At 68.6% G+C, this 14,641-nt stretch carries 15 protein-coding genes and 1 riboswitch; of the genes, 13 read left to right on the top strand and 2 right to left on the bottom strand.

What is annotated here, in order from left to right:
* Positions 1-15: 15 nt before the first annotated feature.
* The 6 genes from CFP71_RS08820 to CFP71_RS08795 all read left to right on the top strand — a co-directional run bounded on the left by CFP71_RS08820 (position 16) and on the right by CFP71_RS08795 (position 6,254).
* Complete coding sequence (locus CFP71_RS08820) at positions 16-942, top strand: alpha/beta hydrolase (RefSeq protein ID WP_208635911.1); 927 nt, start codon at positions 16-18, stop codon at positions 940-942.
* Positions 939-1,754, top strand: a complete 816-nt coding sequence (locus tag CFP71_RS08815) for an SDR family NAD(P)-dependent oxidoreductase (RefSeq protein WP_093933335.1) — start codon at positions 939-941, stop codon at positions 1,752-1,754. Before CFP71_RS08820 ends, CFP71_RS08815 begins: the two co-directional genes overlap by 4 nt.
* Positions 1,754-2,683 (top strand): hypothetical protein, encoded by a 930-nt coding sequence (locus tag CFP71_RS08810; RefSeq protein WP_005160164.1) that lies wholly within the window; start codon positions 1,754-1,756, stop codon positions 2,681-2,683. Before CFP71_RS08815 ends, CFP71_RS08810 begins: the two co-directional genes overlap by 1 nt.
* Positions 2,680-3,165: an NAD(P)/FAD-dependent oxidoreductase gene (locus tag CFP71_RS08805; RefSeq protein WP_093933334.1), complete on the top strand. Its 486-nt coding sequence runs from the start codon at positions 2,680-2,682 to the stop codon at positions 3,163-3,165. Before CFP71_RS08810 ends, CFP71_RS08805 begins: the two co-directional genes overlap by 4 nt.
* Positions 3,162-4,649, top strand: coding sequence for a flavin-containing monooxygenase (locus tag CFP71_RS08800; RefSeq protein WP_093933333.1), 1,488 nt, complete (start codon positions 3,162-3,164; stop codon positions 4,647-4,649). Before CFP71_RS08805 ends, CFP71_RS08800 begins: the two co-directional genes overlap by 4 nt.
* A gap of 72 nt (positions 4,650-4,721) precedes the next feature.
* On the top strand, positions 4,722-6,254 hold the full coding sequence (locus tag CFP71_RS08795) for a PstS family phosphate ABC transporter substrate-binding protein (protein ID WP_093933332.1): 1,533 nt from the start codon (positions 4,722-4,724) through the stop codon (positions 6,252-6,254).
* Between the two features lie 100 nt (positions 6,255-6,354).
* Here the strand turns inward: CFP71_RS08795 and CFP71_RS08790 are convergent, their stop codons facing one another.
* A complete protein-coding gene (locus CFP71_RS08790; RefSeq protein WP_093933331.1) occupies positions 6,355-6,819 on the bottom strand; it encodes a GreA/GreB family elongation factor in 465 nt (154 codons plus the stop codon).
* Between the two features lie 123 nt (positions 6,820-6,942).
* Here CFP71_RS08790 and CFP71_RS08785 point away from each other — a divergent pair, with 123 nt between their 5' ends.
* The 6 genes from CFP71_RS08785 (at position 6,943) to CFP71_RS08760 (ending at position 11,768) form a co-directional block, all read left to right on the top strand.
* Positions 6,943-7,530, top strand: a complete 588-nt coding sequence (locus tag CFP71_RS08785) for a TetR/AcrR family transcriptional regulator (protein WP_005160156.1) — start codon at positions 6,943-6,945, stop codon at positions 7,528-7,530.
* A gap of 115 nt (positions 7,531-7,645) precedes the next feature.
* Positions 7,646-8,872 carry a M14 family metallopeptidase gene (locus CFP71_RS08780; RefSeq protein ID WP_093933330.1) on the top strand — a complete coding sequence of 409 codons (1,227 nt, stop codon included), beginning with the start codon at positions 7,646-7,648 and terminating at the stop codon, positions 8,870-8,872.
* Between the two features lie 113 nt (positions 8,873-8,985).
* On the top strand, positions 8,986-9,507 hold the full coding sequence (locus tag CFP71_RS08775) for a gamma carbonic anhydrase family protein (protein WP_063275571.1): 522 nt from the start codon (positions 8,986-8,988) through the stop codon (positions 9,505-9,507).
* Between the two features lie 34 nt (positions 9,508-9,541).
* Entirely contained in the window at positions 9,542-9,973 is a 432-nt protein-coding gene (locus tag CFP71_RS08770) for an uL11 family ribosomal protein (protein ID WP_093933329.1), read from the top strand.
* Positions 9,970-10,389 (top strand): CGNR zinc finger domain-containing protein, encoded by a 420-nt coding sequence (locus tag CFP71_RS08765; protein ID WP_093933328.1) that lies wholly within the window; start codon positions 9,970-9,972, stop codon positions 10,387-10,389. The genes CFP71_RS08770 and CFP71_RS08765 overlap by 4 nt, the downstream gene beginning before the upstream one ends.
* Positions 10,390-10,399: 10 nt before the next feature.
* A riboswitch (ZMP/ZTP riboswitch) is annotated at positions 10,400-10,478 on the top strand.
* A gap of 21 nt (positions 10,479-10,499) precedes the next feature.
* On the top strand, positions 10,500-11,768 hold the full coding sequence (locus CFP71_RS08760) for a serine hydroxymethyltransferase (RefSeq protein WP_093933327.1): 1,269 nt from the start codon (positions 10,500-10,502) through the stop codon (positions 11,766-11,768).
* Positions 11,769-11,868: 100 nt separating this feature from the next.
* On the opposite strand, the gene CFP71_RS08755 is transcribed toward CFP71_RS08760, so the two are convergent.
* Positions 11,869-12,384 carry an inorganic diphosphatase gene (locus CFP71_RS08755; protein WP_020632071.1) on the bottom strand — a complete coding sequence of 172 codons (516 nt, stop codon included), beginning with the start codon at positions 12,382-12,384 and terminating at the stop codon, positions 11,869-11,871.
* A gap of 151 nt (positions 12,385-12,535) precedes the next feature.
* Here CFP71_RS08755 and dacB point away from each other — a divergent pair, with 151 nt between their 5' ends.
* Complete coding sequence (dacB, locus tag CFP71_RS08750; RefSeq protein WP_093933326.1) at positions 12,536-14,617, top strand: D-alanyl-D-alanine carboxypeptidase/D-alanyl-D-alanine endopeptidase; 2,082 nt, start codon at positions 12,536-12,538, stop codon at positions 14,615-14,617.
* Positions 14,618-14,641: the final 24 nt, after the last annotated feature.

Here is a 14,641-nt window from a genome sequence, read left to right as displayed (position 1 = left end):
ATTCATTCTGAGGGCATGCGACCGCAGAATGGCCTGCGACCCGGTTTGGCCGCCGCGCTGACGTCCGCGTTCGTCCGGCCGATCGCCAACGCGATCCCGGCGAACCGGGCCGGGATCGCGTTCTCCCGCGCGTTCATCGCGAGCAGTTTGTGGCTCGCTTCGCCGCCGTTGAAGGGAAGTCGCGTCGAGCCGGGCATCCGCGGCGAGTGGGTCCGTGGTCCCGAAGTGACCGAAGGCAACGCCGTGGTCCTCTACATCCACGGCAGCGGGTACGCGCTCTGCTCGGCGCGCACGCATCGCGGGCTGACCACGCGGGTCTCCGACGGCACCGGCCTGCCGGTCTTCGCCTGCGAGTACCGGCTCGCGCCCCGGCATCGCTTCCCGAACGCCGCCGACGACGTCCGCGCGGCCTACGACAGGCTCCTCGACCAGGGATATCGCCGGATTCTCGTCGCGGGCGACTCCGCGGGCGGGCATCTCGCGGTCGACCTCGCCGCGCAGCTGATCCGGGAACGAAAAGACCCGCCTGCCGCGCTGGCGCTGTTCTCGCCGCTGTTCGACGTGACGTTCTCGCTGGCCGCCCAACGAGAACGCATGAGCCCGGACCCGATGATCTCCGCCGCCGCGGCCGCGCGGCTCGTCGGTCTGTACACAGTGGACGCCGACCTCGGCTCGGCGCGGCTGCGGTTCGCCTTCGACGACATCAAGGGTTTCCCGCCGACGATCATCCAGGCCGGCGGTCGCGAAATGCTGGCCGCGGACGCCATCGAGCTGGCCAGGGCCCTGCGCCGCGCCGGAGCGGATTGTGAACTGGACGTGGTCCCCGGCCAGATGCACGTCTTCCAGGCACTGACCCGCTTCATCCCCGAAGCGGGACCGGCGATGGAGCGGGCCTGCCGCTTCCTCACCGAAAACCTTCCAGCGATCGCGAGGGCGGCATGACCAAGCGGACTCATGGAGCGCACGCCGTCGTCACCGGCGCGGGCAGCGGGATCGGGCGGGCGATGGCGGCCGAACTCGTCCGGCGCGGCAGCCGCGTCGTCTGCGCCGACATCGACCTCGAAGCCGCCGAAGAAACCGCGAAGTCGCTCGAGAACGCGGTCGCCATCGCTTGTGATGTGTCCAGTGTGGACGAAGTCGGTGAACTCGCGAGCCAGGCGCGGTCCTGGCTCGGCCGCGAGCCGGACCTCGTCGTCAACAACGCCGGGATCGGCGCCGGCGGCAAACCGGTCGGGGAGAGCCCGCTGTCCGATTGGCACCGCACCCTCGGGGTGAACCTCTGGGGCGTGATCCACGGCTGCCACACCTTCGTGCCCGCCATGCGGACGGCGCGGGCGGGCGGCGTCATCAACGTCGCCTCGGCAGCCGGTTTCACCGCCGCGCCGAGAATGGCCGCGTACAACGTGAGCAAGGCCGGGGTCGTCAGCCTGTCCGAGACCCTCTCCGCCGAGCTGTCCGGCACCGGCGTCGCGGTCACCGTGCTGTGCCCGACCTTCGTCCGCACCAACATCTTCGACGGCGAACTCATCGAAGACGAGGCGCGCGGCCTCGCCCGGAAGGTGTCCGACCTGGTCGGGTTCTCCGCCGAAAAGGTCGCGAAGCTGACGCTCGACGCCCACGACCGCGGGCGGCTCTACGTGGTGCCGCAACCCGACGCCCAGCTTCTGTGGCACGCCAAGCGGTTCGTGCCCGTCCCGTACACACGGATCGCCGGTCTCCTCGGCCGGTTCCTGCCCGCCGAAAAGGAGAAGTGATGGCCTACGACTTCGCCGCGATGCTCCAGACCATCAAGGACAAGCAGTGGTCGCTGGCCGACATCGACTGGGACGCGCCCGGCGCGGAGACGATGACCGACGAACTCCGCGCCAAGATGCGGCCGTTCATGGCCGATCTCGTGTGGATCGAGCACGTCGGCGCCCGCGGGTTCGCCTCGCTCGCGAAGAAGGCGCCGACGCCGGTGATCCAGGAGATCTACCGGTACTTCCACGCCGAGGAACAGAAGCACGCCAACGCGGAGCTGGCGCTGATGAAGCGCTGGGGCATGCTCGACGAGCACGGCTCGATGCCCGAGCCGAACATCAACGTCAAGCTCGCCATCAAGGTCCTCGACGACTACGGCGACACGCTGCCGCTGACGGCGCTGGCCACGCTCATCCCGCTGCTCGAATGCGCCCTCGACGGCGCGCTGGTGAAGTTCCTGCTCGACGAGGTCTCCGATCCGGTGTGCCACCAGGTGTTCCGGCACATCAACTCGGACGAGGCCCGGCACATCACGGCCGATTTCGAGGTCCTCGAACTGATCGGCGCCGGTTCCACGACCAAGCTGATCACCGAATCCGTCGGCTCGCTCAAACCGCAGATCGTGCTCGGCCTGATCGTCGTCTTCGTCCCGTTGATCAACAAGATGCGGGACAACATCGTCGCGATGGGCCTGCCGGAGAAGAAGCTGTACAACGCGGTGAAACGGTTCTCCACCATCGGCGGCCGCGGCGAGTTCACCAAACGCATCCCCGCGTATCACGTGCTCAAGGCGCAGGCGGCGATGATCGTCGACCGTTCGCACGTCTACCACCGGCTGCTGGCCGACCCGATGGTGAAGGTGACCCGCCTGATCCCCTCGCGGCTGCTGGGAAAGCCGCAGTCGTGGACCGAGGAGATCACCCACGAACCGGTCGCGTCATGAAGCTGGGTGACTTCCAGGGCGAGGTGCTGCGCGGCACCGAATGGTTCGGCCACGACTTCGCCGGTCAGCGCGTCGCCGTCGTCGCACCCGGCCGCGAGGCGGCGCAGATCGTGCCCGAAGTGGCGGCCACCGCGCGATCGGTCAAGGTGTTCCAAGAGGAACCGGACTGGGTGGTGCCGATGCCGGTGCCAGGGCCGAACGTCCTCGGCATCGCCGTCGCCCGCGTTTTCCTGCGCTGGCAGGTGAAAGACCCCTGGATCCGCAGGCTGCTGACGCCGGACCGACGGTTCGGCTCGCGGAAGACCGCGTCCGGGCTCGGCTACTACGGCGCGCTGCGGCGGCCGGGCTGCAAGCTCATCACCTGGCCCGTTTATGCCTTCGCGCCCCACGGAATCCGCACCGCCGAGGGGATCGAGCACCGGGCCGACGTCGTCGTGCTCGGCGCCAGTTCGCTTTTCGCCACGGAAGGACTTCCCGCATGACGCCGGACCACGAGATCGCGATCATCGGCGGCGGCTTTTCCGGGATCGGTGCCGCGATCCTGCTGCAAAAGGCCGGTTTCGGCGACTTCCTCATGCTGGAGGAGGGCGACGGCGTCGGCGGAGCGTGGCACTGGAACACCTATCCCGGTGTCGCCGTCGACATCCCGTCGTTCAGCTACCAGTTCTCGTTCGAGCAGATCTCCGGCTGGTCGCGGGTCTACGCGCCCGGCCGCGAGCTGAAGGCCTACGCCGACTACTGCGTCGACAAATACGACATCCGCCGCCGCACCCGCCTCGGGAGCAAGGTCGTCTCCGCGACCTTCGACGACGAAAAGCACTTGTGGCGCCTCGAAACCGCCGACGGCTGGTCGATGACGGCGCGGTTCGTCGTCGGCGCCACCGGCGTGCTCACCCAGCCGAAGCCGCCGGACATCGACGGGCTCGCCGGCTTCCGCGGCACGGTCATGCACACCGCGCGCTGGGACCACGGCGTCGACCTGCGCGGCAAACGTGTCGCCGTCGTCGGGACCGGGGCCTCGGCCGTGCAGGTGATCCCGTCCATCGCGCCGGAAGCCGGCCGGCTCACGGTGTTCCAGCGCACCCCGATCTGGTGCCTGCCCAAACCCGACGTCGCCCTGCCGGACCCGGTGCGGCTGGCGCTGCGACGGCTGCCGGGCGCCAAAAGGCTGTCCCGGCTGGCCAGCCAGGCGCTCGTCGAACTGACTTTCCCGCTGGCCGCGCATTTCCACAACCTCCTGCCGACAGCGGGCGCGGGCGAGCGGATCGGGCACGCGCATCTGCGCCGCGCGGTCAAAGATCCCGAAACCCGCGAAAAGCTCACGCCCCGCTATGCCCTTGGTTGCAAACGGCCGAGTTTCTCCAACGAGTACCTCCAGACGTTCAACCGCGAAAACGTCGTTTTGGAGACCACGGGCATCGACACGATCACCGAATCCGGCGTGCGCACCGCTGACGGCACGGAGCATCCGGTCGACGTCCTGGTACTCGCGACCGGGTTCAAGGTGTTCGAGAAGGGCAACATGCCCGCGTTCACCGTCCGCGGCGCCGACGGCGTCGATCTGGAGAAGTTCTGGGAGGAGAACCGGTTCCAGGCCTACCAGGGCGTCAGCGTCCCCGGTTTCCCGAACCTCTTCACCATTCTCGGGCCCTACGGCTACAACGGTTCCTCGTACTTCAACCTGATCGAGACGCAGACCGCGCACATCGTCCGCTGCCTGCGCAACGCGCGCAAGACCGGCGCGACCCGGGTGGAGGTCACGAACGAGGCCAACGACCGGTACTTCCGGAGCATGCTGGACCGGCGCAAGCACCAGGTGTTCTTCCAGGACAGCTGCTCGCTGGCCAACAGCTACTACTTCGACGTCAACGGGGATGTGCCCTTCCGGGCGTCGCCGACGCTGGAAACGATGGTGACGAGCCGGTTCTTCGACCTCGACGACTACGCCTTCGCGGACGCCCGATGAACACTGGCTGAAGTCCGCCGTCCCGGGCCGCGATGAGCCTTAGGTTCGATTCCCCGAACCTGGAGGCTGGTCTTGGAAGGCTTTCCCTGGGACGTCCTGCTTGCGGTGGTCGGGATCGCCGTCCCGGCCGTCGCGTTCTTGTGGGAGTTCGTGCTCGTCGGCCGGAAACGGCTCGGCTACCGCGTGCAGATGGACACCCCGACCGCGTCCGGGCGCGGGTTCGCACCGACCGCCGACGCGCTCGCGCAGTTGCAGCACGAGAACGGCGAGCGGCTCGTCGACCCGTCGTTCGTGTTGCTGCGCATCGAAAACAGCGGCACCACCGACATCGACACCGACGATTACGCGGTCAACGAGAACGACAGCGTCGGTATCCGCGTGAAGTTCCCCGGCCGCACGGTGGCGGGGATGGTGGTGACCGAGCTCAGCTCGCCGCATCTGCACGAATGTTTCGGCGACGACTCCGGGTTCGGCGCGCGGGACGAGAATCCCGAACGGCCCGCCGGGGTGATCGACCTGCCGAGGGTGCCGCTGAACCGCGGCGCGCACTACAAGATCCTCGCCGTCCTCGACCGGATCCCCAACGGCACGCCGGACGACTTCGACGATCCTCAGGTCATCGGCGAGATCAAGGGCGGCAGCCTCCGCGAGACCAAGAGCCGCACCGGGCCGACGACCTCGGTGATGGCGCTGATCCTGTTCCTCGTCGTGGTCAGCATCTTCCAGCTGACCCGCTCACTGGTCTTCGACGACAAGCCGCCGCCGCTGGACTGCGCGTCCGGGAAGCTGACGATCACCGGATCGACGGCTTTCGCGCCGGTGCTGAAGGAGGCGGCGGCTTCGTACACGAAGACGTGCCCGGGCGCGTCGTTCACCTTCGACAGCCGGGGGAGCGCGGAGGGCCTCGGCAGTCTGAACCGGGCCGGGAACGACAGCGTGCTGGCGTTCTCCGACGGTGCCAAGGGCGAGGGCTTCCCGCAGCTGCTGCCGCGTCCGGTCGCGTTCTCGTTGTTCACGCTCGTGGTCAACTCCGAAGCGGGCGTGCAGGATCTCTCGCTCGCGCAGATCCGCGACGTCTACGACGGCAAGATCGCGAACTGGAAGGAGATCGGCGGCAAGGACCAGCCGGTCCGGCTCGTCGACCGGCATTCCGACTCCGGGACGCGACGGACGTTCGAGGGCCGGATCCTGGCGGGCAAACGGGAACCCGGTGACAACTCCGACGACTGCCTCAAACAGGCGCCGGGCGCCCAGCCGGGCGTGGTGCGCTGCGCGAAGCCGTCCACGAACGACGTCCTCGACGCTTTATCGCGCGTGCCGGGGGCGCTGGGCTACAGCGAACTCGGCGCCGCCACGAAACGCGAGGACGTGCTGCCGGTCCGGATCGACGGCCACCAGGCGACCCTGGAGGGCGCGATCCACGCGGCGTACCCGTTCTGGGAGACCGAGTACGCGTACACGTTCGGCGAGCCGAAGGCCGACTCGCTCGTCGCGAGCTTCCTGCGGTACCTGACCAATCAGGTCGGCAAGGACGTCGTCAGGTCCCACGGGCACCGGCCGTGCGCCGAACTGGTGAACCCGGTCCTCTGCCGTCCTGGTACGTGACATCCCCCGCCAGGTGTCATGAAAGGGTCGTTCAGGACGAAAAGTGTCCTGAACGACCCTTTCATGACATTCCGGCGGGGGATGTCAGGCGCGAAACAGGTCAGGCAGGCGGCTTCAAGGTGACGACGGTGGCGCTGGTCTCGCCGCGCGGCGTCCGGTACGTGATCTCGTCGCCCTCCTTGGCGCCGACGAGCGCGAGGCCGAGGGGACTGTCCGAGGTGACCGTGAAGGCGTCGGAGTCCTCGCCCGGGATCGTGACGATGTGGAGTTCCTCTTCGTCGCCGTCGGCGTACCTGATGGTGACGGTGGTGCCGTCGGGGAGCAGGCCCTTGCTGTCGCGCCCGCCGTGCTCCAGTTTCGCCGCGACGTCGGCGATGCGCCGCTCGAGGTAGGCGGCGGCCTCCGCGCGGTCGAGCACCTCGGCCTGATCGGCCGCGTCGCCGGTCCGTTCCTGTTCGCCGATCCTCGGCGCCATCGCATCGCGCTGCGCTCGCAGATCGGCGAGTTCCTTCTCCAGCTGCCGCCGCGCGGCCGGGCTGAACCCGTTGTCCCCTGAGGTCACCATGCCGCGCATTGTCCGCTACGGATCGATCGCTAGCCACCTAGATTTTTCACCCGCTGTGATCGGCCGGGACGGTTGCCCTAAGCTTCAGGGCTCCCGTCCTGACTACTTGGTGTAAGGAACTTCGTGACCGCCGTTCCCGGCCGCAGCGCGCGGCTCTCCCCCAATCAGCTGCAAAAACAGGAGCAGATCGTCGAAGCGGCGCGTGTCGTGCTCGCCAGGGACGGGCTGGCGGGCTGCACCGTGCGCGCGATCGCGGACGCCGGGCCGCTCACGAAGAGTGCGATTCATTACTACTTCGCCGACATCGACGTCCTGATCGACCGCGCGATGGCGGCGCACATCACAACGTTCACCGCCGATTTGCGCAAAATCTCGGAGAAACACGATCACCCGGACGAGCGGCTGTTCGCGGCGCTGGAGGCCTTCCTCGCCGAGTTCTCCGGCCGCCCGAACGCGGCCTTCCTCTGGTTCGAGTACTGGATCGCCGCGGGCCGCGCGCAGCACCCGCAGGCCATCGACGTCATGCTGACGTCGATCACCGAACTGCTCGCGGAGCTGCTCGCCCCGCTCGACGTGGAAGACCCCCGCGCGCGGGCCAGGGCCCTGCTGTCCTACCTGCTCGGCGCGATCGTCCAGCAGCGCGTCCGGCGGCGGCCGTTCGCCGCACTGCGCGGCGACATCGAAGCGCTCTGCTTCGCGAACTACGGCTAGAAATACGCATTAGATCCGTACCGTTACGGATTGTTCGGTTTCCCGGCTCCGGCCATGGTGGGGTTCCCCTTCCCTGCCCCAGAGCTAGGAGACGACGATGCGCATAAGACGGTGCATGGCCGTGGCGATCGCGGCCGTCGCGGCGTTCACCATCCCGGTCGCCGCGAGTCCGGCGACCGCCGACCAGCAGGCCGAAGACGCGCAGGTCCAGATCTACGAGGTCTTCGGCACCGGCACCTCACAGCAGCGCACCCAGATCTCCCGGCTGGGCGTCGACGTCCTCGGCTCCGCCGGCGGCACGACCACGTTCATCGGTGAGGCGCGCGACGCGGCGAAGGTCCGCTCGCTCGGCTTCCGCGTCGAGCAGCGTGGAGTCGTCGACAGGTCCGAGAAGGTCGGCACGAACGCGATCAACGACTTCCCGCCGTCGGACTCCGGGTACCACAACTACACCGAGGTCACGACGGAACTGCGCAACGCGCAGGCGAACTACGGTTCGATCGCGAAGCTGAGCAGCGTCGGCAACTCCTACCAGGGCCGCGCGCTGAACATGCTCAAGATCAGCGACAACGTCGGCACCGACGAGAACGAGCCCGAAGTCCTCTTCACCTGCAACCAGCACGCGCGCGAGCACCTCACCACCGAGATGTGCCTGCGGATCGTGAACCGGTTCACCCAGGGCTACGCCTCCGACCCGGCGATCAAGCGGTTCGTCGACAGCACCGAGATCTACGTGATCCCGAACGTCAACCCGGACGGCTCGGAGTACGACATCTCCGGCGGCAGCTACAAGTACTGGCGCAAGAACCGCCAGGGCAACGGCACCGACCCCAACCGCAACTGGGGCTACAACTGGGGCTGCTGCGGCGGTTCCTCGGGCTCGACGAGCAGTGAGACCTACCGCGGTCCCTCGGCGTTCTCCGCGCCGGAGACCAAGGCCGTGTCCAACTTCGTCAACTCGCGCAAGATCGGCGGCGTCCAGCAGATCAAGGCGAGCATCGACTTCCACACCTATTCGGAGCTCGTCCTGTGGCCGTTCGGCTTCACGTACAACGACACCGCGCCGGGGATGACGGCGGCCGAGGCGCAGCGTTTCCAGACGCTGGGCAGGCAGCTGGCGGCGACCAACGGCTACACGCCGCAGCAGTCGAGCGACCTGTACATCACGGACGGGACGATCGACGACTGGATGTGGGGCACCCACAAGATCTTGAGCTTCACCTTCGAGATGTACCCGCGGGGTTCGAACCCCGGCTTCTACCCGCCCGACGAGGTGATCGTCCGGGAGACCACGCGTAACGACAAGGCCGTGGACCTCCTGCTGAACACCGCCATCGGCTGACCCCTACCGTGGGCTGAAGGGGCCCTTCGCCGCATGTCATGCGGTGAAGGGCCCCTTCGTCTCGTCCTATGTGGGCATGGTCCCCTTCAGCCCCCGCGCATAGGGTGCGAGGCATGCCGATGTTCGAATTCGAGGGGCACCGCCCCCAGGTGGATCCCGAAGCGTGGATCGCCCCCACCGCCACCCTGATCGGCGACGTCGTCGTCGAAAAGGGCGCTTCCGTCTGGTACGGCGCCGTGCTGCGCGCCGACTTCGGGAAGATCCTCATCCGCGAGGGCGCCAACATCCAGGACAACTCGGTCATCCACGTCAACGGCGGCGTGACCGAGGTCGGCAAGAACGTCACCGTCGGGCATCAGTGCCTCGTGCACGACTGCACGATCGGCGAGCAGGCGCTCATCGGGAACGGCTCGACCGTGCTCGACAAGGCCCAGATCGGCGCGAAGGCCCTGGTCGCGGCCGGTGCCACGGTGACGCCCGGCATGGTCATCCCGCCGGAGACGGTCGCGATGGGCAGCCCGGCGAAGAAGCACGTCCCGCTCGACGGCACCGCCCGCGGCTGGGTCGAGCACAACGCGGTGATCTACCAGGAGCTGGCGCGAAGGCACGCGGAAAGCGTGAAGCCGATCGATTGACTCTCCAGTAGCTGGAGACCCTAGCTTCGGGCGCATGGCACCGAAGTCGAAGAAGAAAACGCACCAGGCGACGCTCGAGTTGACCGCCGGCGACGCGCCGGTGGTCGACCTCGGGAAGACGCTCGGGCAGACCGGCGTGAACCTCGTCGAGGTCAAGAAGGCCTACGACGCGGCGACGGCGGCGCAGCGGGGCGACATCGTGCCGGTGGTGGTGTCGGTGTTCGAGGACCGGTCCTTCGAACTTCGGCTGAAGACTCCGCCGGCGTCGTTCCTCATCAAGAAAGCCTTGGGCGGCAAGGGATCAGGCCGTCCAGGGCATGAGGTCGCCGGGAAGCTGACCCGGGAACAGCTGCGCGGGATCGCCGAGCGGAAACTGCCGGACCTCAACACCGGCGACGTCGAAGCGGCCATGCGCACGATCGCGGGCACCGCTCGCTCGATGGGCGTCGCGATCGAAGAACCGTGACGCGCAAGCACACGATCGTCCCGCCTTTCCGCGACCTCGACCCGGCTCTCGAAATCGCGGAAAGGCTGCTGGCCCAAGGGAATCCTTGGCTCGCCGGAGTCGTTTCGGCGCTGCCCGGCGAACGCGCCGCCGCCGACCGGCTCAACCGGATCCTCGCCGGGACCGGCGCCGCGCCGCGGTTGGCCGAGGCCGGAAACGGCTGGCGCCTGGTGCAGGTGACGTCGTGGCCGGGCTGCGGCGACCTGGTCGCGGGCGCCTCCGGGCTGGCGGAACTGGTCGCGTTCGGTGGCTGGCGGCGGATCAAACGCTGTGCCGTCTGCGCGGAGGCGTTCTGCGATCGGACGGCCGGGTGCAGCCGCCGTTGGTGTGCCGGACATCGTCCGCATGCCGGATTCCGCCCCGGCGGGGTGCACTAGGCTCTGAGGGCACCAGCGACTGGCGCATTTGAGGTGGAGCACCACCGGGAAGCGAATTCGGGCCGGCACCGCGCGCCTGGGTGAAGGCCACTCCTGAGCCGGAGTACGCCATGACACACCAGCCAGCACTTTCCGCGCTCGCCGCCGCCGATCCGCGGATCGCGGGGCTCGTCGAGGACGAGGCGAAGCGCCAGCACGACAAGATCCGCTTGATCGCGTCCGAGAACTACGTTTCCCAGGCCGTCCTGGAAGCGACTGGAACCGTCCTCACCAACAAGTACTCCGAGGGCTACTCCGGGAAGCGGTACTACGAGGGCCAGCAGCTCATCGACCAGGTCGAGAACCTCGCCATCGAGCGCGCGAAGGCCGTCTTCGGCGCCGACCACGCCAACGTCCAGCCGTACTCCGGTTCCCCGGCGAACCTCGCGGTGTACCTGGCGTTCGCGCAGCCGGGGGACACCGTCCTCGGCATGGCGCTGCCGGACGGCGGTCACCTCACGCACGGCTGGAGCGTGTCCGCGACCGGCAAGTGGTTCACCCCGGTCCGCTACGGCGTCCGCAAGGAGACCGGCCGTGTCGACCTCGACCAGGTCCGCGAACTCGCGCTGAAGCACCGGCCGAAGCTGATCTTCGCGGGCGGCACCGCGATCCCGCGCACCATCGACTTCCCGGCGTTCGCCGAGATCGCCCGCGAGGTCGACGCCGTCCTGGTCGCCGACATCGCGCACATCGCCGGACTGGTCGCCGGCGGCGCGCACCCGTCGCCGGTCGGGCACGCGCAAGTCATCACCACGACCACGCACAAGACCCTGCGCGGCCCGCGCGGCGCGATGATCCTCTCCGACGCCGACCACGCGAAGGCCGTCGACAAGGCGGTGTTCCCCGGCTTGCAGGGCGGTCCGCACAACCACACGACCGCCGCGATCGCCGTCGCGCTGGGCGAGGCGCAGAAGCCGGAGTTCGCCGAGTACGCGCACACGATCGTCGCCAACGCGCGGGCGCTGGCGGAGGCGCTGGTCGAACGCGGCTACGACCTCGTGTCCGGCGGCACCGACAACCACCTGCTGCTGATCGACCTGACGAACAAGAACGTGCCGGGCAAGCCCGCCGCGCAGGCGCTGGACCGCGCCGGCATCGAGCTGAACTACAACACCGTGCCGTTCGACCCGCGCAAGCCGTTCGACCCGTCCGGCATCCGGCTCGGCACCTCCGCGATCACCACCCGCGGGCTCAAGCCGGAGCACCAGGTCAAGGTGGCGGAGTGGATCGACCGCACGATCGCCGCGGCGGCGGGCGAGGAACAGTCCGCTTTGGACACCATCGCCGCCGAGATCCGCGAGTTCCTGGCGCCGTTCCCGATCCCGGGTTACTCGGCGTAGCGGTACGGCGGGGGCTGAAGGACGCCATACCCGCATAAGACGCAGCGAAGGGGCCCTTCACCGCACGACACGCGGTGAAGGGCCCCTTCAGCTCTGAGTACTAGTGCGACGGACCGTCGACGGCCTCTTTGGCCAGCCGGTCGGTCTCACGCTCGTACGAACGCTTGATCTCGGCCTCGGCGTCGGTACGCCCGACCCAGGTCGAACCCTCGACGCTCTTGCCCGGCTCCAGATCCTTGTACACCTCGAAGAAGTGCTGGATCTCGAGCTTGTGGAACTCGTTCAGGTGGTGGATGTCCCGCAGGTGCTCGAGGCGCGGGTCGTTCGTCGGGACCGCGAGGACCTTGTCGTCCGGGCCCTTCTCGTCGGTCATCCGGAACATGCCGATCGCGCGGCAGCGGATCAGGCAGCCCGGGAAGGTCGGTTCCTGGACGAGCACCAGCACGTCGAGCGGGTCGCCGTCCTGGCCGAGGGTGTCGTCGATGAACCCGTAGTCGGCGGGGTACTGGGTGGCCGTGAACAAGGTCCGGTCGAGTTTGATCCGACCGGTCTTGTGGTCCACCTCGTACTTGTTGCGCTCCCCCTTGGGGATTTCGATAGTGACGTCGAATTCCACGCCGGCCTCGCTGCTCTCGTCTTTGGTACGCCCCGCCTCGCGGACGGCTCACCGAAATCATCGTCTTGTCTTCACTAGTGTGGACCACGGGGGCTCGGGCGGTCGCATCGATGTGGTCGTATGTGAGCTTGGCCCCTTCCCCGGACGGTGGATGAAGGAGCGTTACGTGCCGGAAAACGATGTCCCGAGCTGGCCGTCGGACGACAAGGACACCTCATCCGTCGAGCCCAAGGGCACGAAGGGGCAGAGCGAGGCCACCGTCTGGCTGCCCATGTCGGGGCTGGCGAACGGCAAGACCGAAGAGCTGGCAGTGCCGAAGGTCACACCCGAAAGTGATTCCTGGTTCCAGCCGGTCGTCGAAGTCGAGGAAGAGCCGGACGTCCCGGAGACCCCCACACCGAAGTGGTCCGCCTTCGAGCCGGTGACTCCGGTCGAGCCGGAGCCCGAGGCGCCGAAAACCGTCTTCGTCCAGCCTGTCCGGCCGCAGCAAACAGACAAACCGGACTGGGATCAGTTCGACCGGGGCGCCGCGACGCCCACGCGTGATCACGAGCTGGCGAGACCCGAGCCGCGGCCGGAGCCCTCGCTCCAGGAACCCCAGCAGCCGGAACCCCCGCTCCAGGAGCCCCAGCCGCCTCGCCGTCCCGAGCAGAGCCGGATCGAGCCGCCGCCGCCCGCGCCGGTCCCGTCCGCGACCATGCACGCGCGCCCGGTCCGCATCGAGCCCGCCGAAGAGCGCTTCGACTCCGAGGCCACCGTCGGCATCCAGCGGCCCGAGCCGCCTTCCCAGAAGCCCCCGTCCGCCGAGACCGAGGCGGCACCCGCGCCGAAGCCGAAGCGCAAACGCAAGGCTCTGCTGATCACGACCCTGGTCGTCGTCCTGCTGCTGGCCGGGATGGGCGGCGCCGCCGCGATGCCGAAGGTGTCGAACCGGCTCGGCCTGCCCTGGGCGCCGAACGCGCCGAAGGGCGACATCCCCAAACCCGCCGGGGTCACCCGGGTCCTGCACGGGCCGGACATCAACGGTGTCGCGCCGACGAAGGAAGGTCTCGCGGCCGCCCTGTCCGGCCCCGCCGGCGCCCCGGACCTCGGCACGCTCACCGGCACCGTGGTGGACGCGTCGACCGGCGACGTGCTCTGGGACAAGAACTCCGGCACCCCGCTGACCCCGGCGTCGACCACGAAGATCCTCGTCGTCGCGGCCGCGTTGCTGTCGATGGACCACGGGACGCAGATCTCCACGAAGGTCGTCCAGGGCGCCGACCCGTCCACGGCCATCCTCGTCGCGGGCGGCGATCCCTCGCTGACCTCGCTGCCGCTGGGCACCGACTCGCCGCTGTACCCGGGAGCCGCCCACGTCGACGACCTCGTCGCCCAGGTCAAGAAGGCGAGCGGCGGCAAGATCACCAAGGTCCAGCTGGACATCAGCGTGTTCAAGGGCCCGACGTCCGCGAAGGGCTGGGACCCGGAGGACACCGCCGCCGGGAACACCTACATGGCGCCGGTCCTCCCCGTGATGGCCGACGGCGGCCGCAACGACCCGAAGAACGACCACGCGCCCCGCGTCGCGAACCCGGCCGCCGCGCTGACCCAGAAGATCGCGGGGAAGCTCGAAGCCCAGGCCGGCGGCACGACGACGGCGCCGAAGGACGCGAAGGTGCTCGGCGAGGTCAAGTCGCAGCCGCTCACCGAGTTCGCCAACTCGCTGCTGCAGCTTTCGGACAACCTGATGGCCGACGTCCTCGCCCGCCAGATCGCGCTCGCGAAGGGCGGCGAAGCATCGTTCACCGGCGGCGCGACCGCGACGATGAACGTGCTCAAGGAAGCCGGGTTCGACCTGACCGGCGTCCAGATCAACGACGGCAGCGGGCTGTCCGACCAGAACAAGATCCCGGCCAAGGTGCTCAGCGAGATCCTCGCGGTCGCGGCGGCGCCGGACGGCAAGGACCCGAGGACGGCGAAACTGCGGCCGCTGCTGGCCGGTCTTCCCGTCGCGGGCGGCAGCGGGACGCTGGAGAAGCGCTACGGCGACCCGGCTTCGGCGGCGGGCCGCGGCTGGGTGCGCGGCAAGACCGGGACGCTGTCCGGCGTGAACACCCTGGCGGGCGTGGTGCTGGACACCGACGGCCGGATGCTGGTGTTCGCGCTGATGTCGTCCGGTTCGGACCAGAACAAGGGCCGGGCCGCGCTCGACGTCGTCGCGGCGACCCTGCACAAATGCGGCTGCCGGTGATTCCGGTGAGCGACCGGAATCGGA

The organism is Amycolatopsis thailandensis, assembly GCF_002234405.1.
GTDB lineage: Bacteria > Actinomycetota > Actinomycetes > Mycobacteriales > Pseudonocardiaceae > Amycolatopsis > Amycolatopsis thailandensis.
Note: the sequence above shows the minus strand (reverse complement) of the source record. Positions and strands in the feature narration are given on the sequence as shown.